The following is a 20,827-nucleotide window of genomic DNA, read 5'->3' as shown; positions in this document are numbered from 1 at the left end:
GTCGAGGCTGCCGGTTGGAAGGAGCATGAAATGCCTGCCCCGGTAGCGCATCGTGGAATCGTCGTCGGTGTCGACGGGTCGTCGGCTTCGAAGGTCGCCGTTGACTGGGCGGTGCGCGATGCGGCCATGCGCAAGGTTCCCCTCGCTGTGGTCAGCGTGCTCGACCCGCCGATGGCGACGACGGTCCGCGGGTTCCCGATGCCGATGCCACCTGGCTACCTGCGGGCGCAGGAGGACGAGGGACGCACGATCCTCGAGGACGCGCTCGGCACCGTCGAGGACTGCTCGAAGCAGATCGGGCACGTCGACGTCAGCGGTGAGTTGGTCAATGGGCACCCGGCTTCGATCCTGGTCGATCTGTCCAAGGACGCTGCGATGGTCGTCGTCGGTAGTCACAGACGCGGCGCGGTGGCTCGGCGTCTGCTCGGGTCGGTCAGCACCGGGCTGGTCCATCACGGGCATTGCCCGGTTGCGGTCATCCATGACGACAGCCCGTTGATGCCCCGTCTGTCGCAGCCGCCGGTGCTGGTCGGCATCGACGGTTCCCCCGCGTCGGAGTTGGCCATCGCGATCGCGTTCGATGAAGCGTCCTGGCGTGGAGTGGAACTGGTCGCCGTCCATGCCTGGAGTGACACCGCGATGCTCGGGTTCCGCGTTCCCGACTGGTCGACGGTGCGTTCGGAGGCTGAAGAGCTCCTGGCGGAGAGGCTGGCCGGCTGGCAGGAACGCTATCCCGACGTCGATGTGGTCCGCGTCGTCGTGGGCGATCGGCCGGCGCGCCAGCTGGTCGAGCAGTCCGAGTCCGCGCAGCTGCTTGTCGTCGGCGGCCATGGCCGCGGTGGGTTCGCCGGGATGCTGTTGGGGTCGGTCAGCACCGCGGTGGTCCACACCGCCCGGACGCCGGTGATCGTCGCCCGGCAACGTTGATGTCCTGCTCGTCGTGTGCGCTTATTCGGCGGTGCAATCCGACCTCTCGGGTCGGCGAATTCGCCGGCTGGCGGAGGGTACGCAGACCACACACGAAACATTTCCGAGGACTGTGGAGAAGCGGTACCCCCGCTGCTACTTCGACCAAGGCCGTGTACCACGGATGGAGTTGAGGATGGAAGGAAGAAAGAGTGCCAAATCTTACGTGCGCAGTGTGTCACCGCACCGTTCCTGTCACTGAGGAGCACGGTCAAAAGGTGCCGAGTCATCTGGACAACAAGGGACAACCGTGCCGGGGAACCGGGCGAAAGCCGCTCTAGATCTAGACATCATGCATGAACTGACGGGCGCCCGTGTCACGCGCGTCCTGTACTCGCAGTAGCAGTTCGACCAGCTCCAGGGTCCCGATGCCCAGGTCGGCGACCGAGTTGTCGAGCGACACGGTGCGCCGTGAGGCGTGCGGGGGACCTCGGCGACCAGCCCCCACACCGGTTCAAGGACGGGGGGACCGCGGCGCTTGTCGGTTAGGAAGCGCTCTTCGAGTGCATGACCCGTTCCCGCAGGCGCAGCGCGAACGCCGCGGCACGACCGAGGTCGCGGTCGTTCGGCCGTCTTTTGTTGAGGCCGCCGATGAGCCGCAGCGAGCCGACGGTGTCCAGGCCGCGGCAGGAGAACGAATCGAGCACATCGAAGCCCGTCGACGCGAGCTGGCGACGGATCGATCGGCTGTAGCCCACAAGGGGGACCTCGGGACCGCCGCTGGTGAAGAAGGTGAACGCGCGGCCGCCATCAACGTGGGGCAGGCTGTGGATGAGCCGGCGCAACCTCGAATGCACCGCATTGAAGTAGATACCCGACCCGAAGCCGACGAGGTCGTACTCGCGAAGCGTCGCGAGGTCGACCGCCTCGGGCTCGACGACCTGGGCACCCAACACCTCTGCCATGCGATCGGCCACCCGGCGGGTGTTGCCGTTCGAGATCGAAACACACGATGAGCGACTTCACAGCCTTACCTCTCCTCTGTTGTGCGCCCCCCTGGCTTTGCAGCGGACTATCTGCCCCGGGCAGGTCTTAAGCGCTCGATGAATGTCATAGTCGTGGTTGACCCGCATCGCCCGCGCCGCGCCGGGGGCCAGGGTGGGGTGGCAGCGGCAGCGGGCCTGGATGGAGGTCTTCTCGTCGGCGGAAATCACGTAGTCGTTGGGCCCCAACGGTTTCCCGTCCCAGGTTCGGGCGTACAGGTCGAGCACCTGGGATGCCTTGGCCTCGAAGTCGGGGTCGGTGATGAAGATCCACGACCGGTACTGCCAGGGTTTGATCGCGTCCTCGGACAGCCACCGACGCACCGTTGTCGGCGAGATCGACGCGCACACCCCGTCGCTGACGGCGTGGCGGGCCAACTCCGGGCACGACCACCGCGCCAGCGGCAGCCCCGCCTCCCGGGGCGGGGTGCAGGCGATCGCCTTCACCCGCGCGACCTGCACTGCGGTGAACTTCGGCGGGCGGCCGGACCGTTTCGCGTCGCCCAGCGACGCCACCCCGGGTGCGGCGCGCCAGCGGCCACGCCACTTGCGCACGGTGTCCTCGCCTACTGCCAGTAACCGCGCGATCGCCGCGTTGGAGTGCCCGTCGGCGGCGGCGAGCACGATCTTGGCCCGGATCACCATGCGCTGCTCGGTGCGGCCGGCCCGGATCAGGCGTTTGAGTTCCCGTCGCTGCGAGCCGGTCAAGTTGATGCGGTCGGCGGGTGGCATGTCGTCTGCTCCACGAGGCGAAGATTCACAATTGCCACTTGAGCCTCATTCATCACGTGCGTTTCATTGCTCAGCGACACGCGATCGGGCACGATCGCTGACTATGGCCGCACCGCCCGCATCAACGAAAACGTCGCTGCAGCAACGGCTGACTGCGCACGCCCACCAACGGTGGCCCCAGCTCGACGGCGTCGACGTGCGCTTTCGCGGTGTCTTCGCCTACGTCAGCGCACGCCTGCCCGACGGCGACCGCCTACCGCTCATGCGGCTGCGCTACGGCGGATCAGCCGCCCGCTGGGGCTTCGCGATCTACCTCGCCAGCAAGGACGGCTACGAAGACTCGATTCTGCCGACCGGGTTCACCGCCGGCGCCCCCGAAGACGCACTCGACACAGCCTGCGGCCTCTACCTCGACGACCCGACCGCCTAAACCTGACCCCCGACGAACTTACGAGCGAGCCCACTAAGCTAAGTCCCCGTTCGGGGTGATCTAAGTCCCTGGCTGGATGACGTCCCTCTTGATTTGCGGTTTGGTGCCGCAGCGATCTGACGCGCGGAAATAGCCCGGCAGTGGTCTCAGATATGATGACATATCCTTAAGAGGCACAAGAGGATTCGGCTCTCTAATCCGGCTAGGACAACGAGATTAGAGATGGGCCGCCCAGCAGGGGCGACCCATCTCTAAACCGAAGTTGCGGTGGTGAGGTAGTGCGTATCCCGCGCTGAGCTGGGGGTTTGTTGTTTTGTCGGTGGGTGTCTGATCGTCGCGCACCGCTCACCGGGTCGACCGTTGCCGCACCCCCGCAGCGGCAAACCGGTCGAGTTCCTGCTCACCCACCAAGGGCGCCGGATCTCCGTCGACACCCTGCGCTATGGTCGGCTCCTCGACGAAACCGTCGGCGTCGAATACGAGCGCGCACTCACTCTCGCCAAGTCCCGTATCGGGCCGGTGCTGCCGCAGCGGACCCAACTGCCGATCAGCGACCTCAGCGGCGGCGGTGCCACCGACTGGAAAGACACCCCGACGATCAAGGCACGCCTGGCCGGCGGATACTGCCTGCGCACCCAGGCCCAAGGAACCTGCGCCTACGCCAACATCTGCGAGCACTGCCCGAACTTCCGCACCGAATCGACCTTCCTGCCCATCCTCGCCGCCCAACGCGCCGATGCAGCTGCTCTCGCTACCGACGCTGACCGCCGCGGCTGGGGCCAGTAAGCAAGCCGTCACCGCCGCGTCGTCGAACGCCTCGACAAGCTGATGAACCGAACGGACACGCCGTGACCGACGAACCCACCGGCCGCGTCGAACAGGCCTGCCGGCACCTGCTCACCACCGGCGACGACGTCACCTTCGACGCCGTAGCCGCCCACGCCGGTATCGGCCGCGCCACCCTCTACCGACGCCCCGAACTACGCGCCATCGTCGAAGAACACCGACAACACGGCCGCGACGCGCTCACCCTCACCGGACTACAAGTCCAAATCGAGCAACTGCGCCTCGCCCTGGAAGCCGTCGCCGCCAACACCCGCCGCCACGAAGAGCAACTCCGAAAACTAAACCGCTGCAGCCAAACCCGATAGCTGACCACGCCTGCGGCCACCCACCAAGATCGACACCGATGAGCCGGATAACCACAGGACCACAGATCGCTTGAGGACATCGCGCTCCATCCGCAGCTCAATGTTCTCGCTGCGCAGGCGTTTGAGTTCCTCGAGATCGTCGCGGGTCAACTCCCCACGGCCCTCCCGGGCCTCGCGGTCCTGGGCCACCCAATTGCCCAAAGTGTTTTGCGCCTGACTTCGCCAATTCCCTTCGTCCTTTCCGGCTCGGACCTTATTTGGTCCGCAGTCCGGAAAGTGGGAGGCACGCCACTGGAAAGCCCGCCGCACCGAGCGACACCGGCCAAACCGTCACACCCACGATGGTGGCATGAACCGTCTGTGAGTGTTTGTGGTGGCCGGCCCAGTGCTGGCTGACAGGATCGATGTCGACGGGCTAGGTGTGACTTATGAAGCGTCCGGCCCCGTTTGGGGGTGTTCTTCCCCGGGATCTCTCCGCTGGGTCGGAGGCGGCGACGCCGGCCCGGTCCTGTTTGGTGGCTTGATTTAGCCTCGATTTTGCGTGCGAATTGGTCGGAGTGCGGTTCGGGGTCGGCTGGGGCTGTTCGGGCGCGATTTCGGTGGGTCAGTCGTGTGAAGGGTGAAGACAGCCCCGGAGTTTCGCAGTGGAGACTCCGGGGCTGTCGGGTCGGGTCGTCTACTTGGGCCCCTCGACCTGAACCTGCACGCGCTTTTCGGCCGGTGCGGTTTCGGCCACCGGCACCGACACGGTGAGGATGCCCTTGTCGTAGGTGGCTTTGATGTCGTCTTCCTTGGCGCCGGCCGGCAGCGAGATCGACCGGACAAAGGAGCCGTAGCTGAACTCCGAGCGCCCGTTGGCCTCTTTCTTCTCGGTGCGCTCAGCCTTGATCGTCAACTGGCCGTCACGCACGGTGATGTCGACGTCCTTGGCCGGATCGATGCCGGGGATCTCGGCGCGCACCAGATAGTGGCCGTCTTCGATCTCGTCCTCCAGCCGGATCAGATGGCTGTCCACCATCGGACGTAACGCCGCCCAGGTGGGAAACCCGGTGAACAACTCAGAAATGTCGGGCAGCAGCGAGCGTGATCGGCGTTGCACGGGAAGGTTAGTCATGATGCCCCCAACGGAAAGTGATTGTTATCAAACCTGCTCCTCGATCCCAGCACCGGGCCGCGGCCGAAAGTAGGGTCCAAAGTCCCCTGCGCCGAAGGCTGTTCGCCGGGCCGGGTCGTCAACGGCGCCGATACCGACCAACCTGCGGTGTCGGGCCGGGTAAACGGTTCGTCCTGACGGGCCACGGCGCTGGCGTTAGTGACCAATGCCCTAGACCATGGCGCCTTTCGCCCTTCCCGACGCCGAGCCGCCGGTGCAGCATCGACGCATGCACACCGAAAACAATGTCGAGGTTGCAACATACTGGGAGTCCCGCTGATGAAATCGCTGCTCGTCTGTGTGTCGGTCTCGAACGGCAACACCCGCCGGGTGGCCGACCGGATGGCCGGAGTGCTCGGCGCCGAGGTCGTCGAGCCCGAGGTGGTCGACGTCGAGTCACTCGCTGACTACGATCTGGTCGGCTTCGGGTCGGGCATCTATTTCATGGCGGTGCATCCGAGATTGTGGCGGTTTGTGCGTCGGTTGCCGCGCGGCAACGGCATCCGAGTGTTCACGTTTTTCACCAGTGGCGCCCGCGAACTCCCGCTGCTGGGCTACAGCCGACGGATCCGTCACCAGCTCGCCTCAAAGGGTTTCGCTGTGCTCGATTCGTTCTCGTGCCGCGGCCTGGACACGGTCGGGCCGCTGCGGCTGTTCGGCGGTGTCAACAAGGGACGCCCCAACGACAGCGATCTTGATCGGGCAGCGGCGTTCGCGACGCGGCTGTGCGAGCGAGTGGTGCGCGCCCAGAGCGCTTCCTGACTCGATGGCAGGCGGCGAGCGCGACGCCCTCGTCGTCGAGGTTGTCCGGGGAGTCATCGCCGAGGTCCATCCCCACGGCTCGCGGCCGACGGTGACCCTGGACAGCCGGTTCGACGAGCTGGGTATCGGGAGCCCGGAACTCGTCGAGTTGCTGCAGCGGGTTCAGAACACGTTCGGAGTGACACTGCCCTCGGAACTCCTGGGACGTGCAGAGACACCGCGTGACCTGCTGCAGGCCATCGCGGCAAGCCATGCTCCCGCCCAGCAGGACCACGGCGTCGTCTCACCACCGAACGCTGTGGCAGGCAGCCCGGCGCCCGCGACCGCGTCAACTCTGATTGACGCCCTAGACTGGCATGTGAGCGCGACCCCTGAGCGCACGCACGTCCCCATCCTCGACGAGTCCGGAAGCCCCGATGACATGACCTATGCGGCGTTGCACCGAAAGGCGACTGCCGTGGCAGCGGGTTTGTTGGCGCGCGACGTCATGCCCGGGGACACCGTCGCCATCATGTTGCCCACCAGCCCGGCGTACTTCACCACCTTCGCCGGCGTGGTCCTCGCCGGCGCTGTACCCGTGCCCCTTTACCCGCCGGCCGCCATCCCAGCTGCCCGATCACCTGTGTCGGCACACCGGCATCCTCGCTAACGCCCGCCCGGGCGGCGTTGCTCATCACCGTGCCCGAGGCCGTCCCAGTGGGCCGCCTGGTGCGCGCCAACGTCGAGGGCCTGACCGGTGACATCAGGACCTAATGCCGGTTGCGCCATGTACGGGTCTGCGAGGAGGTCTTGTGATGACCGAGGTTCTGCGCATCGTCTCCGGCAGTGCGAATCCCAGTCTGGCAGCTGCAGTCGCTGACCACCTCGGCGTCGAATCCGACGGCTGTGACGTGGCGCGATTTCCCGACGGGGAACTGCGCCCGATAGTCGAAAGCGTCTGCGGAGCAGATGTTTATGTCCTTCAACCGACGGCACCACCGGTCAACGAGCACATCATCGAATTGCTGCTGCTGCTCGACGCCTGCCGCCGCTCGCGTGCCGCGCGGGTGACCGCGGTCGTACCGTACTTCGGTTACGCCCGCCAAGATCGCCGTACTGCCGCAGGTCAGGCCCTCGGATCGACGGTGATTGCCAACGCGATCGCCGCAGGGGCCGACCGGCTCGTCGTCGTCGACCCGCACACGCCCGCCCTGGAGGCCCAGTGCCGAATACCGGTCGAAACTCTCACCGCCGTTCCCACCCTGGCTGCGCAACTCGCTGCGGAACTACCGCAAGGCTCCGTGGTGGTCGCCCCCGACTTGGGTGCAGTCAAACTGGCCGAACGGTACGCAGCAATCTTGCACGCTCCGGTTGCGGTGGTGCGCAAGCAACGCGAAAGCGCCGCAACGGTGAGCGCACTGGACCTCGCCGGCGATGTCCGCGGCCGCTGCGCGGTGATCGTCGATGACATGATCACCACCGGGGCGACCATTGAAGCCGCGGTCGGACTGCTGGGCCAGCGTGGCGCCGCACCGGACATCGTCGTAGCCGTGACCCACGGGCTGTTTGTCCACGCCGCCGTAAACCGGATGCGTGACCTTGATTTGGGGCGCGTTCTCGTCACCGACACCGTGGCACCCAAGCAGGCGCCCACCGTAATCGAGGTGTGCTCCATTGCACCGACGCTGGCTGCGGCCATTGCCTGTCTGCACAACGACCAGCCGCTGCACCAATCACCGGCGCCCGCCCCATAAACGGGCCACCTCGGCGCTCCGCCCGCACGTCAGTAGGCCCCCGCGCGATCGTGTAGCTGGCCCACGCCGACCTGTGCCCGGAGGTGAACGTTGCGGCGGGGGCGTTCGGGCACGGGCGGTCCTCAGCGGCCAGATTGTTGGGTAGGAGTTGCGGCTTGCCCTTGGCGCGCGCTGGTGAGGGCTACAGTGGCTGGTCATGGAGGTGCGATTTCTTGGATTCGGGGCGATCGAGGTCGAGGGACGGAAGTATGAGCACGACCTCGTCATTGACCGAGGTGCGGTGCGCAAGCGGAGTAAGAAACCCTCGAAGCCCTACCGCGACAAGTTCGGCCACACTCCGCTCTCAGCCGCCGAGGAGATCCCCTGGGGCGGAACACGCTTGATCGTCGGCACCGGGGCCCACGGCGCGTTGCCGATCATGCCGGAGGTGGTGGAGGAGGGTGCGCGCCGAAACATTGACCTTGTCGTTGTCCCGACAGAACAGGCCTGCCGACTGATCTCGGGCCTGAAACCACGGGAGGTCCGCGCGGTCCTTCACGTCACCTGCTGATCCGACGATCTGGAACGGGAGCCGCTAGATCCGAGCAAGGCGCACGCCGACCCAGCCTCGGCCATGCCATCGACTCGGCCCTCGCTATTCGGCAGAGTATTGCGTTCCCGTAGATGTGGACGCTTTCGCCCGAGCACGCCGAGCCGTTGTGCAGGAGGCGATCAGCAATGCCGTGTGGCACTCGGGCGCGACCAGTCTCACCATCGAGATCAGCGTCGCCGATCATTTTGTTGTCGACGTCATCGACAACGGCAGAGGTATCCCCGCCGAGGATCTACTGACGTTGTAGTGGGTCATTTTCGTCCTGGTAGTGCTGGGCAGAGGCCGCCTCGGGTGAGCATGGCCATGCCGATCAGGGCGTCGGGGCTGTGGAATCCGTAGGCGCGTTTGGTCAATGCCCGCAGGTGGGTGTTGGTGGCCTCGGAGCGGGCGTTGGACAGTCCGTGATCGAGGGTGTTCCAGATCAGGTCGCGGTAGCGGCGGATGCTGCGGGCCAGCGCAACGAATTCGGGGATGCGCGAGTGCGAGGCCCACGACAACCACCCGGCCAGTAGCTGCCGCCCGTGGGTGCCTTTGACCCGAAAGACCTCGCGTAGCTGCTCTTTGAGCAGATACCCCCGGTACAGGGTGGCGTTGGTGTCGGCGATCTCCGCGAGGCTGGTGCGCTGCTCGCCGGTCAACTCGGCCGGGTTCTTGCGGGTCGCCCACATCGCGTGCCGATCGGTGATCCCGGCGCTGGTCATGGTGCGTACCCGCACCTTGTCCAGTGCCTTCATGGCCCAGGCCACGACATGGAAGGCGTCCAGGCAAATCAGCGCCTGCGGCGCGCGTGCACGCACCAGGGCGTGGATCCATTCCGCGCCGTCGCAGCTCACATGCGTCAATGCTGCGGCCCGCTCGGCGCCCAGCTCGTCGAAGAACCGGCCCAGCGTGTCCTGGTTGCGGCCCTCGCCGGCCCACACCAGCCGGCCTGTCGTGTGGTCAACCACGCACGTCAAGTAGCGGTGCCCCTTGCGGTAGGCGATCTCGTCGATGCCGATCCGCGACAGTCCCGCGAGCAGATCGTTGGTGTCGCGGCCATCGGCCACCACCCTGGTCACGATCGCCGCCACGGTGCGCCAGGCGATCCGCAGCAGCACCGTGAGCACACTCAATGCGGTGTGGGCGGCCAGCCACGCGCAGGTGTCCTCGAATGCCCAGGTGTGTTTGGCACCCGGGCGCGCCCACGGCACATGCGCCACCACCACCCCGTGCTCGCCGCATGCCACCCGCGGTGCCGCGGCCTGCAGATACGCCTTCGTGGTTCCCACATCCAGGGTCCGCCACCGCCTGACCCCGTCCCCGTCCCGGCCGCCGGCGTCATAGCCCGGGCACCGCTTCCGACACCGTGAGCAACGGCCTGCCTGCGACGCCTTGGGCCGCACCGAGACCACCAGCACCTCGCTGGTCTTCGGCTGCTTGCGGCCCGCGGTCTCGGTCTCGATCATCACGTCCTCGATCACCATGTTCTGGTCACCCAGACCGGTCGCGAATACCCTGGACATGCGCAACGCCGTACACCCTTCTCACGGATTGAACCTTTAGCAGTCCAAAACGTAAGCAGGACACGGCGTTGCGCCCAAATTCCCAGGTCAACGAACCCACTACAACGTCACAAGAGCCCCCGCCGATAACCAGCGTCGAAGCGGCCTCTCTCTCACACGAAAATTCACGTGACCACAGCTGGTGAGGCGTGCGTGGGTGACTCGCCAGCTGTGGCGGGTGGGGTGATCGAGGTTGGCGCGTTGTTGTTATGCGGTGTGTTGGAGGCTGACTCGGTAGCCGAGGGATTCGAGCTGGCTGATCGCGTGTGCCTTGGTTTTGGCGGGGATACGGCGGGTGAAGTATTCGGCGCCGGGATCACGGTAGAACTCGCCGTTGGTGAGCATGTTCCACACCGCCACGAGGATGGAATGTTCGAGTGCAACAAGTGCTTTCATCGGACCCCGACGGGTGGCGATACGCCGGTATTTGGCTGACAGATAGGTTCCCTTCGAGCGGGACGCGGCTAGCGCCGCAGTCCCGAGGGCCCCTTTCAGATACCGGTTTCCGTGCCGGGTTTTGGTCGACTTCACCTTGCCCGCGGACTCGTTGGATCCGGGTGCGGTGCCCGCCCACGACGCCAGATGCCCGGCGGTGGCAAATACGCTCACGTCGGCGCCGGTCTCGGCGAGCAGCACCTCAGCGACGATCCTTGAGACGCCCGGGATACTCGTCAGCAGTTCCCGGGCCGCCGCTAAAGGTGTCACCGCCACGCCGATCCTGTCATCGAGGTCGGCTAACGCCTGCCCGTACTGGTCGATCAGATTCAGGTGCATCCTGATCAAGTATCCGTGGTGGGGGGTGAACCGGCCGGTCAGCGCCTCGGTCAGGGCCGCGATCTTCGAGCGCATCCGGCGTTGGGCCAGATCTGCCATCGCCGCCGGCCCCGACTGGCCCGCGATGAGGGCCTCCAGCATCGCCCTGCCCGAGACTCCCATGATGTCGGTGGCCACCGAGGACAGTTTGATCGGCGTCCTCGAGGACCTTCTCGATGCGCTGCACCTGCCGTGCGCGGTCGCGGGTCAGCGCGGTGCGGGCGCGGGTGAGATCGCGCAGTTCCCGGATTGGTTGGGGCGGCACCAGCGATCCGCGTAGCAACCCGTGCGCACCCAAATCGGCCAGCCAGGCAGCATCGGAGACATCGGTCTTGCGGCCCGGCATGTTGCGGGCGTCGTGGGGGGGCGTTGACCAGCATCACCGTCAGGGTGTCTTCGAGGAGGTAGAAGTACGGCTTCCAATAATCGCCCGTCGCTTCCATCACCACACAGCTGACCCTTTGGTCGAGCAGGTGCTCACGCAACGCCAGGATCTGACCCGACATCGCACCCCACGTCGTCACCGTGGCCGATGTCGGTGTGCTCCCAGAGCCTTGGACCCGGACGCAGACTTTGGCGTCCCTCTTTGAGATATCTATTCCCGCGCACCGCGGATGTATCACTTCCATCGCCGATCACCTCAGCATTCCCATTGCAGTTTCATTGCAGGCGTGTGGGTTACGGGGAGGGCGGGGGTAAAACAGAAATCTCTCACTCGTGCTCGAAGGCAACACTCCACGGTCCCCGCGGATGACGATCATGCCCTCCACCACCATGCTGACACGCAGGCTCACCGGCACCACAGGCTGATCGGGGTTGGCCGCAACACACACCTGGAAAGCCTGCACCCTTCACGCGGTATCACGCCAGAGTCGGCGTCGACCATCGGCACAGGTGAGGTCGCCACCATTTTCCGTCCCCACGGAGGGGCCAGCGCAGCGCCCCTGAATTGCTGACCCGCGATTTCGGCGCGGTTGACGCCGCCAGCCGACGTCAACCGCGCCAGAATCGCAACGATGAGGTGGCCGCGGCATCCGACCCCACTGTTAGAGGACAAAGTCCCGAGTTGCCCGCGTGACCTTCTGTCGTCTGTCACCACCGACGTACGTTTGTGGCGGAGAACACGATGACTGAATTCATGCGCAATACCGACGCATTCACTTGGTCGATGGAGTCCGACCCTCGGCTTCGCTCCACCGTGGTGACCGTGATTCTTCTCGACCGCTCACCGGACTGGGACCTGATCCGGGAGCGGTTCGACATCGTCAGCCGCAGGCTGCCGATGTTCCGCCAGCGGGTGGTGGAGACACTTCCTCCGGCCCCGCCGCGCTGGGAGTACGCACCGGATTTCGACCTGGACTTCCATATGCGCCGGGTGTCCGCACCCGAGCCGGGCACCGTCGACGGTGTGCTGGAGATGGCCCGGCTGGCGGCGATGGACGACTTCGACCGCGCGCGGCCGATGTGGAAAGCGACGCTGATCGAGGGGCTCGACGACGGCGGCGCCGCGGTGATGTGTAAGTTCCACCACGCCCTGACCGACGGCGTGGGCGGCGTGCATATCGCCATGACGTTGTTCGACCTCACCGAGGATCCGCGCACCATCGACGAGTTGCCCGACGAGCCGCTGGTCACCACGCCGCAGCCGCTCGACGGCTTCCGCGAAGCGGTCCGCTATGACGCCGGCCTGATCGGCAAAGCTGTGGTGGAGACGGTGAAGACCGCCCCGAAGCTGTTGTTCAACACGATCCGTCGTCCGCTTCGGACCGCGGCGGCCGCCGGCGAACTGGCCGCCTCGGTGTATCGGACGGTGCGCCCAGTCACCGAGACCGGCTCGACGTTGATGAAAGATCGCACGCTGGTGCGCACACTCGGGGTGCACGAGGTGTCACTGCCGAAGCTGCGCGAGGCCGCCCACCGCAGCGGCGGTTCGCTCAACGACGCGTTCGTCGCCGGCGTGGCCGGCGGCCTGCGCCGCTACCACGACAAGCACGGCGTCCCGGTCGGAGACCTGCACCTGACCATGCCGATCAATCTGCGCACCGAGGACGATGGCATGGGCGGCAACCGAATCGGGTTGATGCGCTTCGACATTCCTGTCGGCGTGGCCGACCCGGCGCGCCGGATCAGTGAAATCCACGAGCGCACAGCCAAAGTGCGCACCGAGAAGTCGTTGCCCTACATCCAGCTGATCGCCGGTGCGCTGAACATGATGCCGCGCTGGTACATCGGGTCGGTGCTGCGCCACGTCGACTTCCTGTGCAGCGACGTGCCCGGCGTGCCGGTGCCGGTCTACCTCGGTGGCGCGAAGGTGCGGAAGCTGTACGCGTTCGGCCCGACCATCGGCTCGGCCGTCAACGTGACGCTGCTGACCTACGTCGACACCTGCTCGCTCGGCATCGACGTGGACACCGGCGCGATTCCGGACTTCGAGGAGTTCCACGACTGCCTGGTGGCGGGCTTCGACGAGGTGCTGGCGCTCGCGGACTGACGACTAGTCATGCCTGGCACCGGGGAACGGCTCAAGCGGTCAGCTCGATGACGTGGGCGTTCTCGACACCGACATACCTGGTCGGCATGCATGTCAGCACGATGACCTGTCCGTGGCTGCCGACGTTGTCGAACACGGCGCCCATCTTCGTCAGCCGCTCGGGGTCGGTGAAGCCGAGTGCGTCGTCGATGACGACCGGGACGGTGTCCTCCTTGGACACCAGCGCAGCCCCGGCCAGCCGGGCCAGGATGCCCAGCTGCTCCTTGGCCCCGCCCGACAGCGACTCGTAGGGCACGGTGCACCCGTCGAGCGTGCGGTTGCAGATCCTCAGATCGCTGTCCACCTCTACTTCGAAGGTCGGCCCGAAGACCCGCCGGCCGAGTCGCTCGATCTCCGCGCGGAACGGCTCGACGTAGCGCTGCCGGGTGTTGTCGCGATGCCGGGCCATCACCGACCGCAGCAACTCGGCGGCGCGGGCCCGCCGCGACACCCGCTCATACTCGGCCTCGGCGTGCCGCAGCGCCGTCTGGGCAGCATCGAGGCTGCTCTGCCGGCCTTCGCTGCCGATGACGCCGAGTTCCACGGTGAGATCGTTGAGGGCACGCTCCACCTCGCTGATCTCGCGGTGCAGCGCCGCAGCCGCGGCCATGGCCGCGGTCTGCTCGGCCTCGACGGCGGCCGGGTCGGCTGCCGCGTAGCGCGTGGTCAGCTCCGCGACGGCGGCGTCGGCCAGCCGCGCGGCCTCGGCATCGGCGGCGGCCCGCGCGGCCACCTCGTCGTCGCCGGCCTCTGCCCGCAAGGCCGCCAGGCGGTCTTGCAGCGTGACGAGCTCCGCCCTGGCGTCTGCCGCCTTCTCCGTGAGAACTGTTGTGTGCGTGGACTTCTTGGCCAGTTGGGCGTCGGCTTCGACGGCGACCCGCGCATCGGTGCCCGCCTGTGCCTTCACCGTCGCAACAGCTTGCTGGGCCGCGGCGAGCCCGGCATGCGCGGTGTCGTGGTCGACGCCGGCGGCCGCCAACTCCGGGTCGATCGCCTCCCGCAGGGTGGCCAGCCGGACCCGCAGTTGCTCGACATCGTCCCCGCCCAGCAGGGCCGTCGCGGTGGCTGAGGCCTGGTCGCGACTGCTGATGAGCTCCCGGCGACGCCGATCGAGGTCACGGGCGTTATCCAGATCGGTGGCGCCGCCCTGCCGCAGGGCCTCAGTGACAACGCCTTGCGCGGCAATGAGTTTGTCCTGGATTCCAGCGGTGGCGGCACCGGGGTCGACGTGGATGCTGACGAGGCCGGGCAGCTCGACGGTGGTCGCGGCGGAGACCGGCGGCGTCCACCGCTCCCCTGCTGCGAGCCGCACGACCTCACCGCCGACCGTCAACTCGAGGTCTGCGGTCGCGGTGAATTCGACTGTGGTGGCCGTCGATGCAAGCTGGGTCTCGAACCGCTCCACCAGAGCGGCAGCCGACTCGATGTCGGCCATCACCTCTGATGTCAGGGCGATGCCGGCGACCTGGGCCTCAATCTCGCCGAGTTGTTCTTGCGCAGCATCGATCCGGGCAAGCTGGGCGGCCAGCCGATCGGCCTGCTCCCGGCCGGCTAATCCGGCTACCACCCGTTGCGCCGTCGCCAGCGCGTCCTCGGCCTCGACGAGACCGGCGGTGGACCCCGCCGCTGTGGCAGAGGCGATCTCGGCGACTTCGCGCGCGGTCGTCTCAGCGTCGAGGGCAGCGGCGACCTCGGTGTCCAGCTCGGCGATCCGCGCACGGCGGGCCTCGACGTCGGCACACAACCGCGAACGTTCAGCCTGGGCGGCAGCCGACGCGGAACTGGTGCCGGTAGCCGCCGTGGCGACCAGTATGGCGTTGTCGAGTTGTTTGCGTAGTTCGGCCAGCGCGGCAGCGGAGCACTCCGCGGCCTGGCAACGCTGGGTCACCGCGTGGCGTTGATCGGACAGGCCGGTGAGCCGCTCGGCCAGCTCGGCATGCCGCGCCACCCGCTCGTCGACCTCGGCCACCGCCGCTGTGCAGCGGGCCACCTCATCGGTAGCTGCCTTCAATTGGTTGATGGCAGTGGACCATCCACCGGTCGGCCTGCCTGTCGCGGTGAAGTAGCGGCCATATTCGCCGTCGATCCGATCGATCAGCAGCGAGTCGGTGCCCGACCCATCCGGAGTATCAGCCGCGTCGCCGGCAACCTTGTCCAGAGCGCGTGACAACGCGTCGCAGCCGGACAGGCTGACCGCGGCGGTCGAACCCGCCTGCAGCACCCGCTGGGCCTGCCACAGTTCGGTGTCCATGGTCTCGTCGAGCATGGCCCGCACCCGGTCGTGCGCCTCGTCGCCGGTAAGTTGCTCGCGACGTGGCTCGAGAATGGTGAGCTCGGTCTTGAACTTCTTGTGGAAGCACTTGCTGTACACGAAACGATATGGGCCCGTGCTGATTTCGGCCGTTACCTCCGAGCCGACATCAGCGTGGGTGGGCTTGACCTGCTTGACATCCTTCTTCGTCGACCGGTCCTTGGATTCCAGCAGCAGATCCAGCGCCTCGATCATCGACGTCTTGCCGATCTCGTTCGCGCCACAGACCACGACCACGCCGTGGTCGGGGAATTCGATCTCGCGGTGGGTGATTCCGCGGTAGTTGGTCAGGACCAGCCGGTGCAGTTTCATGCCGCACTCCCCCCGGCCAGCCGCAGCAGCAGCCCGAGCGCTCCCTGGGCGTCCCGCGCCGCCTCCCCTGTGCCGCCGCGTGCAGTGTCGACGAGTTCGTCGAGAGCCGCCGCGGCGAACCCGCCGATACCCAGATCGTCGAATTCACCGTCGGCCGGCATCACCGCGATGTCGGTGTGCCGGTCCCAGGTCCCCAGATAGGCGAACAACCGGGCGTACTTGTCCAGGCAGGAGTCCAGTGCGGCCCGGTCGGTGACCGTGAGAGTGCCGGTGAGACCCAACTGGACGACCGTTCGGTCCTTGTCGGTCAACAAATCCAGGTTCAGGTCCAGATCGGCGATGTCGCGACTGTCGTTGACCGGCCGATGCAAGGTGAGAAAACGCCAGCGGCCGATGTGACGGGTCTCAACCGTCACCGGGTGCGCCGGATCGCTCTCATCGACATCGACTACCAGCACGTGGCCGGGGTCGGACTCGACGTGGTCGTAGTTGGTCACTTCCGGTGACCCGGCGTACCACACCCGCCCGCTGTCCCCGACACAGGTGCGGGAGTGCTTGTCCCCCAATGCCACATAGTGCACGACACCACGGTCGAGCGCCTCGGACAGGCCGGCCATCCGGATGAGCGACGGCTTGGTAGGATCCGGGTCGAGGATGTCGACACCACCGTGGGCGACCACGACCCGGGAGGTCCCGTCCGCCGGCAGATCGGCCAGCACCGCGGCGACCAGATCGGTGGTCGGCGCCTTCGAGCGCCACGGGGCGACGACGAGTTGCACACCCGGCCGCACGTCCCAGATGCCGTCACGGTCGAGGACGATGACATTCTCGGGGCATTCGCCTTTGAAAAGTGCGCTGGTGTAGATCGACGAGGCGTCCAGCGGGTCGTGGTTGCCGGGCAGCAGGTACACCGGAACGCCAATGGCGCGCATGGCTTCCAAGGACTGGCTGATGACCTTGGGGGCCAGCTGGTTGCTCTCGAAGACGTCACCGGCGACGACCACGAACTCCGCACCGGTCTGGTCGGCCAGCGCTCCCAGGCCGGCGACCGCATCCCGCCGGGCAGCCGAAAAGCGCGGCTGCGCCTCACCCTCCAGAAAGTGGCGGGTCATGCCGAGTTGCCAGTCGGCGGTGTGCAGGAATCGCATGACGGCGAGTGTATGGCCGAGCGCCGACAACTCTGGGGACCTCGACCGGCATGTGCACCGCTAGCCTGATCGGGTGACTGCTGGACAACGCACGCTGGTGGTCATGCGGCACGCCAAGTCGGACTATCCCGACGGCGTCATCGACCACGAGCGCCCCCTGGCCCCGCGCGGCATTCGGGAGGCCGGGCTGGCCGGTGACTGGCTACGTGACAACGTCCCGCCGATCGAGCACGTGCTGTGCTCCTCGGCGACCCGGACGCGCCAGACCCTGGACCGCACCGGAGTCAGCGCGCCGGTCAGCTATTCCGACCGGCTCTACGGCGGCGCCCCCGGCACCATGATCGACGAGATCAACCAGGTCGTCGACGGGGTGTCCACGTTGCTCGTCGTCGGCCACGAGCCCACCGTCAGCCAGGTTGTGCTCGGGCTGGCCGACCCGGAGAACTCCGACCCCGCTGCCGCCGCGCAGATTTCGATGAAGTTCCCCACCTCCGGCATCGCGGTGTTGCGGGTCCCGGTCAGCTGGTCAGCGCTGAAACTCGGCAGCGCCGGGCTGATTCGGTTCCACGTGCCCCGATGAGAGCCGTTGCCGAGACGTGAGGTGATGTACACGTTTGGCGAGTAGACGCGTCAACACGTGCAGTCTCGGCGAACTAGGAGTTCGTGGCGAGCGTGAGCTCCATCAGCTTGATCGCCTGACCGCACGCGTCGATACCCGGTGCCTGCGGGTTGACCCACCACCCGACCACGCCGGCGGCGTCGCTGGCCACGCCGCAGCCGCCGTTGGGCTCGCTGGTCCGCATGACAATGGACGGCACCCCGGCGATCGAACGGTTCTCGATCCGGTACTTCAGGAAGTCGGCGACCTTGCGCTCGTTGTCCAGGCTGCCCTGCTCGAACCAGAACCGGGTGATGTCGACCAGGCCCGCCGGGTTGGCGGCCTGCCAGCGGCATACCGCACCGACGAACGTGCTCTGGATGTCGAGCGGATCGGCACCCACCGTCTTGGCCAGGATGTCGGTGGTCAGGACGTCACATTCCTTGAGCAGGTTGGGGTACTGCTGCGCGGAGTTGTCGTTGCGCGGCGTAGGACCCGAACCGGACTTGGCCGCCGTCCCGTCGACCGTGCGGGCACAGCCGGTGATCACCGCCAGCGCCGAGGCCACCACGACCGCGCCCGCGACCGGACGCCGCCACCGTGCCCGGCTCATTTCGCGTTCACAATCGCCTGCCGGGTGAGCTCCTTGGCCACGTCGCATGCCGGGGGGAACGGCTTCTCGGCGAAGCTGACCGACCACTCGATGAAATCGTCGTTGAACTGAATGGCGACCTCGCACAGGTTGTCCCCCAGAGTGGGATCGGTACCGACCGCGATGAACCCGCCGTGGCCCTCGATGTTGATGTCCTCGACACTCGTGCGCGAGAGCTCCTCGGTCTTGCGTTCCCGCCCGATCGGGCTGCCGCGGTACCAGGTGAAGGAGAAGTGCGGCCCCAGGATGCCGCCGCCGGCCAGCCACTGACACCCGACCGAGTTCGCGGCGGTCTTGACCAGTCCGGTCACCCGCGTCTGCTCGGTCACCGTCTGGTCGCTGACGCCGCCACACTCGGGGAACATCGGTCCGTGCTTGGCGTTGGCCGTCTGCGGTGCGGACGGCTGCGACGATTGCGGCGAGGGGCCGCTCGAATTCGAGCATGCGCTCATCACCAGGGGCGCCGCGGCCAACACCGCCACGGCCAGTTTGCGCGCCGCTGTCATGCGCGCCTGCTGCGTGTCACAGCATGCACTGTAGCGGCCAGCACCGGGGCCAACCACCTGCATGCTGTTTGACCAGCCACTATGTCGGCCGCCGGCCGACATGGCGCTGCAGTCGTCCCGCGCTGGTGTGCGACAGTAACGAAATGCTCCTGGCGCTGCTGAGACAGTATGTCCGGCCGTACCGGTGGCTGGTCGCGGCCGTCATGGTGCTGCAGATCATCAGCACCCTGGCGTCGCTGTATCTTCCGACCGTCAACGCCGCGATCATCGACGAGGGCGTGGCCAAGGGCGACACCGGGCTGATCACCCGGCTGGGCCTGGTGATGCTGGCGGTGACCGCTCTGCAGGGCGTGTGCGCGGTCGGGGCGGTCTACTTCGGCTCCCGCACCGGCATGGGCTTCGGCCGCGACCTGCGCTCGTCGATGTTCCGTCACGTCACCACGTTCTCCGAACGGGAGACCGCCCGGTTCGGGGCGCCGTCGCTGCTGACCCGGACCACCAATGACGTCCAGCAGATCCAGGTGCTCGTGCAGATGACGGCCACCGTGCTGGTGACCGCGCCGATCATGTGCGTCGGCGGCATCTTCATGGCGATCCACCAGGACGCCGGTCTGTCCTGGCTGCTGCTGGTCAGCGTTCCAGTCCTCGCGCTGTCGAACTACTTGGTGGTCGCACACATGCTGCCGATCTTCCGCAGCATGCAGCGGCTCATCGATGGGATCAACCGGGTGATGCGCGAGCAACTGTCGGGCATCCGAGTGATCCGCGCATTCGCCCGCGAACCGTTCGAGCGGGAACGCTTCGCCCAGGCCAACGCCGCGGTGTCCAACACCGCGCTGGCCGCCGGGCGGTGGCAGGCCCTGATGCTGCCGCTGACCACGCTGACCATCAACATCTCCAGCGTCGCGCTGATCTGGTTCGGCGGACAGCGCATCGACGCCGGCAAGATGCAGGTCGGCTCCCTGATCGCGTTCCTGTCCTATTTCATGCAGATCCTGATGGCCGTGCTGATGGCCACGCTGCTGCTGCTCATCTTGCCGCGCGCCTCGGTGTGTGCCGAGCGGATCACCGAGGTGCTCGACACTCACACGGCGATCACCAGTCCGGCCACGCCGCAGCGTCCCACCGGCGGCATCCGGGGCGAGGTGACCCTGCACACCGCGACGTTCTGTTACCCGGGCGCCGAACGTCCGGTGCTCGAGGGTGTGTCGCTGACCGCCCGGCCCGGGACGACGACGGCCATCGTCGGCTGCACAGGTTCGGGCAAGTCGACACTGATCTCGCTGATCTGCCGGCTCTACGACGTGACCGGCGGGGCGGTGCGCGTCGACGGGATCGACGTGCGCGACTACGACACCGAAGAACTGTGGTCGGCGCTGGGCCTGGTGCCCCAGCGCGGCTATCTGTTCTCGGGAACCGTCGCGGAGAACCTGCACTACGGCAAGGCTGACGCGACCGAGGACGAGATGTGGGCGGCGCTGCGGGTCGCGGCGGCCGACGACTTCGTCAGCGCCGATCCGGACGGTCTGGGGATGCGGGTGGCCCAGGGCGGCATCAACTTCTCCGGCGGCCAACGGCAGCGCCTGGCGATCGCCCGCGCGGTGATCCGACGCCCCGCGATCTACCTGTTCGACGACGCGTTTTCCGCCCTGGACGTGCACACCGACGCCCGGGTCCGCGCCGCACTGCGGGAAGCGTCGGCCGGTGCCACGGTCATCATTGTCTCGCAACGCATTTCGACGGTGACGGCCGCCGACCACATCGTCGTCATCGACGGTGGCCGGGTGGTCGGCGCGGGCACCCACGACACACTGCTGGCCGCCTGCCCGGCCTACGCCGAGTTCGCCGACTCCCAGTCGCTGGGCGCCGGCGTGGGGGGCGGATCGTGACGGGGCCCGCGGTGCGTGGCGGCGG

At 66.9% G+C, this 20,827-nt stretch carries 21 protein-coding genes and 1 pseudogene; 12 read left to right on the top strand and 10 right to left on the bottom strand.

The window, feature by feature from the left end; translation table 11 throughout:
• Positions 1–30: 30 nt before the first annotated feature.
• On the top strand, positions 31–927 hold the full coding sequence (locus tag K9U37_RS08715; protein WP_243071351.1) for a universal stress protein: 897 nt from the start codon (positions 31–33) through the stop codon (positions 925–927).
• Positions 928–1,451: 524 nt separating this feature from the next.
• Here K9U37_RS08715 and K9U37_RS08710 read toward each other — a convergent pair.
• Both K9U37_RS08710 and K9U37_RS08705 read right to left on the bottom strand, forming a co-directional pair.
• Positions 1,452–1,883: an NADPH-dependent FMN reductase family protein gene (locus tag K9U37_RS08710; RefSeq protein WP_243071350.1), complete on the bottom strand. Its 432-nt coding sequence runs from the start codon at positions 1,881–1,883 to the stop codon at positions 1,452–1,454.
• 45 nt (positions 1,884–1,928) lie between these two features.
• A complete protein-coding gene (locus K9U37_RS08705) occupies positions 1,929–2,681 on the bottom strand; it encodes a helix-turn-helix domain-containing protein (RefSeq protein WP_243071349.1) in 753 nt (250 codons plus the stop codon).
• 103 nt (positions 2,682–2,784) lie between these two features.
• On the opposite strand from K9U37_RS08705, the gene K9U37_RS08700 reads away from it, so the two are divergent.
• The 3 genes from K9U37_RS08700 to K9U37_RS08690 all read left to right on the top strand — a co-directional run bounded on the left by K9U37_RS08700 (position 2,785) and on the right by K9U37_RS08690 (position 4,262).
• Positions 2,785–3,111 (top strand): hypothetical protein, encoded by a 327-nt coding sequence (locus K9U37_RS08700; RefSeq protein WP_243071348.1) that lies wholly within the window; start codon positions 2,785–2,787, stop codon positions 3,109–3,111.
• Between the two features lie 360 nt (positions 3,112–3,471).
• On the top strand, positions 3,472–3,897 hold the full coding sequence (locus tag K9U37_RS08695; protein WP_243071347.1) for a hypothetical protein: 426 nt from the start codon (positions 3,472–3,474) through the stop codon (positions 3,895–3,897).
• Positions 3,898–3,959: 62 nt separating this feature from the next.
• On the top strand, positions 3,960–4,262 hold the full coding sequence (locus K9U37_RS08690; protein WP_243071346.1) for a hypothetical protein: 303 nt from the start codon (positions 3,960–3,962) through the stop codon (positions 4,260–4,262).
• On the opposite strand, the gene K9U37_RS08685 is transcribed toward K9U37_RS08690, so the two are convergent.
• Both K9U37_RS08685 and K9U37_RS08680 read right to left on the bottom strand, forming a co-directional pair.
• Positions 4,236–4,451 (bottom strand): hypothetical protein, encoded by a 216-nt coding sequence (locus K9U37_RS08685; RefSeq protein WP_243071345.1) that lies wholly within the window; start codon positions 4,449–4,451, stop codon positions 4,236–4,238. The two genes, K9U37_RS08690 and K9U37_RS08685, sit on opposite strands and share 27 nt — an antisense overlap.
• A 487-nt stretch (positions 4,452–4,938) precedes the next feature.
• Positions 4,939–5,379, bottom strand: coding sequence for an Hsp20/alpha crystallin family protein (locus tag K9U37_RS08680; RefSeq protein ID WP_243073292.1), 441 nt, complete (start codon positions 5,377–5,379; stop codon positions 4,939–4,941).
• A gap of 315 nt (positions 5,380–5,694) precedes the next feature.
• Between K9U37_RS08680 and K9U37_RS08675 the strand changes: the two genes are divergently transcribed.
• From K9U37_RS08675 to K9U37_RS08655, 5 genes are all read left to right on the top strand, one after another.
• Positions 5,695–6,177, top strand: coding sequence for a flavodoxin family protein (locus K9U37_RS08675; protein WP_243071344.1), 483 nt, complete (start codon positions 5,695–5,697; stop codon positions 6,175–6,177).
• 4 nt (positions 6,178–6,181) lie between these two features.
• Positions 6,182–6,826, top strand: coding sequence for an acyl carrier protein (locus K9U37_RS08670; protein WP_243071343.1), 645 nt, complete (start codon positions 6,182–6,184; stop codon positions 6,824–6,826).
• 145 nt (positions 6,827–6,971) lie between these two features.
• Positions 6,972–7,910, top strand: a complete 939-nt coding sequence (locus K9U37_RS08665) for a ribose-phosphate diphosphokinase (protein WP_243071342.1) — start codon at positions 6,972–6,974, stop codon at positions 7,908–7,910.
• A gap of 196 nt (positions 7,911–8,106) precedes the next feature.
• Positions 8,107–8,460, top strand: a complete 354-nt coding sequence (locus K9U37_RS08660) for an MTH938/NDUFAF3 family protein (protein WP_243071341.1) — start codon at positions 8,107–8,109, stop codon at positions 8,458–8,460.
• A gap of 148 nt (positions 8,461–8,608) precedes the next feature.
• Complete coding sequence (locus tag K9U37_RS08655; RefSeq protein WP_372489450.1) at positions 8,609–8,749, top strand: ATP-binding protein; 141 nt, start codon at positions 8,609–8,611, stop codon at positions 8,747–8,749.
• Between the two features lie 4 nt (positions 8,750–8,753).
• Here the strand turns inward: K9U37_RS08655 and K9U37_RS08650 are convergent, their stop codons facing one another.
• Together K9U37_RS08650 and K9U37_RS08645 are read right to left on the bottom strand one after the other, a co-directional pair.
• On the bottom strand, positions 8,754–10,004 hold the full coding sequence (locus K9U37_RS08650; protein WP_243071340.1) for an ISL3 family transposase: 1,251 nt from the start codon (positions 10,002–10,004) through the stop codon (positions 8,754–8,756).
• A 246-nt stretch (positions 10,005–10,250) separates the two neighbouring features.
• A pseudogene (locus K9U37_RS08645) lies at positions 10,251–11,485 on the bottom strand (IS110 family RNA-guided transposase).
• 497 nt (positions 11,486–11,982) lie between these two features.
• Between K9U37_RS08645 and K9U37_RS08640 the strand changes: the two are divergent.
• On the top strand, positions 11,983–13,347 hold the full coding sequence (locus K9U37_RS08640) for a wax ester/triacylglycerol synthase domain-containing protein (RefSeq protein WP_243071339.1): 1,365 nt from the start codon (positions 11,983–11,985) through the stop codon (positions 13,345–13,347).
• A 31-nt stretch (positions 13,348–13,378) separates the two neighbouring features.
• Here the strand turns inward: K9U37_RS08640 and K9U37_RS08635 are convergent, their stop codons facing one another.
• Together K9U37_RS08635 and K9U37_RS08630 are read right to left on the bottom strand one after the other, a co-directional pair.
• Entirely contained in the window at positions 13,379–16,009 is a 2,631-nt protein-coding gene (locus tag K9U37_RS08635) for an AAA family ATPase (RefSeq protein WP_243071338.1), read from the bottom strand.
• On the bottom strand, positions 16,006–17,157 hold the full coding sequence (locus K9U37_RS08630) for a metallophosphoesterase family protein (RefSeq protein ID WP_243071337.1): 1,152 nt from the start codon (positions 17,155–17,157) through the stop codon (positions 16,006–16,008). The genes K9U37_RS08635 and K9U37_RS08630 overlap by 4 nt, the downstream gene beginning before the upstream one ends.
• 73 nt (positions 17,158–17,230) lie before the next feature.
• Between K9U37_RS08630 and K9U37_RS08625 the strand changes: the two genes are divergently transcribed.
• Positions 17,231–17,737: a SixA phosphatase family protein gene (locus K9U37_RS08625; protein ID WP_372489448.1), complete on the top strand. Its 507-nt coding sequence runs from the start codon at positions 17,231–17,233 to the stop codon at positions 17,735–17,737.
• Positions 17,738–17,810: 73 nt separating this feature from the next.
• Here K9U37_RS08625 and K9U37_RS08620 read toward each other — a convergent pair whose 3' ends face one another.
• Positions 17,811–18,368: a DUF3558 domain-containing protein gene (locus K9U37_RS08620; protein WP_243071336.1), complete on the bottom strand. Its 558-nt coding sequence runs from the start codon at positions 18,366–18,368 to the stop codon at positions 17,811–17,813.
• On the bottom strand, positions 18,365–18,913 hold the full coding sequence (locus K9U37_RS08615; RefSeq protein ID WP_243071335.1) for a DUF3558 domain-containing protein: 549 nt from the start codon (positions 18,911–18,913) through the stop codon (positions 18,365–18,367). Before K9U37_RS08615 ends, K9U37_RS08620 begins: the two co-directional genes overlap by 4 nt.
• A 143-nt stretch (positions 18,914–19,056) precedes the next feature.
• Here K9U37_RS08615 and K9U37_RS08610 point away from each other — a divergent pair, with 143 nt between their 5' ends.
• Complete coding sequence (locus K9U37_RS08610; protein ID WP_243071334.1) at positions 19,057–20,802, top strand: ABC transporter ATP-binding protein; 1,746 nt, start codon at positions 19,057–19,059, stop codon at positions 20,800–20,802.
• Positions 20,803–20,827: the final 25 nt, after the last annotated feature.

The organism is Candidatus Mycolicibacterium alkanivorans (assembly GCF_022760805.1).
Lineage (GTDB): Bacteria > Actinomycetota > Actinomycetes > Mycobacteriales > Mycobacteriaceae > Mycobacterium > Mycobacterium alkanivorans.
This window is presented reverse-complemented; position numbering and strand designations above follow the sequence as displayed.

Bases quoted from the DNA above. Each gene is read 5' to 3' on its own strand.
- K9U37_RS08665 (WP_243071342.1), top strand. From the start codon at position 6,972: ATGACCGAGGTTCTGCGCATCGTCTCCGGCAGTGCGAATCCCAGTCTG.
- K9U37_RS08660 (WP_243071341.1), top strand. From the start codon at position 8,107: ATGGAGGTGCGATTTCTTGGATTCGGGGCGATCGAGGTCGAGGGACGG.
- K9U37_RS08705 (WP_243071349.1), bottom strand. From the start codon at position 2,681: ATGCCACCCGCCGACCGCATCAACTTGACCGGCTCGCAGCGACGGGAA.
- K9U37_RS08700 (WP_243071348.1), top strand. From the start codon at position 2,785: ATGGCCGCACCGCCCGCATCAACGAAAACGTCGCTGCAGCAACGGCTG.
- K9U37_RS08675 (WP_243071344.1), top strand. From the start codon at position 5,695: ATGAAATCGCTGCTCGTCTGTGTGTCGGTCTCGAACGGCAACACCCGC.
- K9U37_RS08630 (WP_243071337.1), bottom strand. From the start codon at position 17,157: ATGCGATTCCTGCACACCGCCGACTGGCAACTCGGCATGACCCGCCAC.
- K9U37_RS08640 (WP_243071339.1), top strand. From the start codon at position 11,983: ATGACTGAATTCATGCGCAATACCGACGCATTCACTTGGTCGATGGAG.
- K9U37_RS08670 (WP_243071343.1), top strand. From the start codon at position 6,182: ATGGCAGGCGGCGAGCGCGACGCCCTCGTCGTCGAGGTTGTCCGGGGA.
- K9U37_RS08615 (WP_243071335.1), bottom strand. From the start codon at position 18,913: ATGACAGCGGCGCGCAAACTGGCCGTGGCGGTGTTGGCCGCGGCGCCC.
- K9U37_RS08610 (WP_243071334.1), top strand. From the start codon at position 19,057: ATGCTCCTGGCGCTGCTGAGACAGTATGTCCGGCCGTACCGGTGGCTG.
- K9U37_RS08635 (WP_243071338.1), bottom strand. From the start codon at position 16,009: ATGAAACTGCACCGGCTGGTCCTGACCAACTACCGCGGAATCACCCAC.
- K9U37_RS08620 (WP_243071336.1), bottom strand. From the start codon at position 18,368: ATGAGCCGGGCACGGTGGCGGCGTCCGGTCGCGGGCGCGGTCGTGGTG.
- K9U37_RS08650 (WP_243071340.1), bottom strand. From the start codon at position 10,004: ATGTCCAGGGTATTCGCGACCGGTCTGGGTGACCAGAACATGGTGATC.
- K9U37_RS08715 (WP_243071351.1), top strand. From the start codon at position 31: ATGCCTGCCCCGGTAGCGCATCGTGGAATCGTCGTCGGTGTCGACGGG.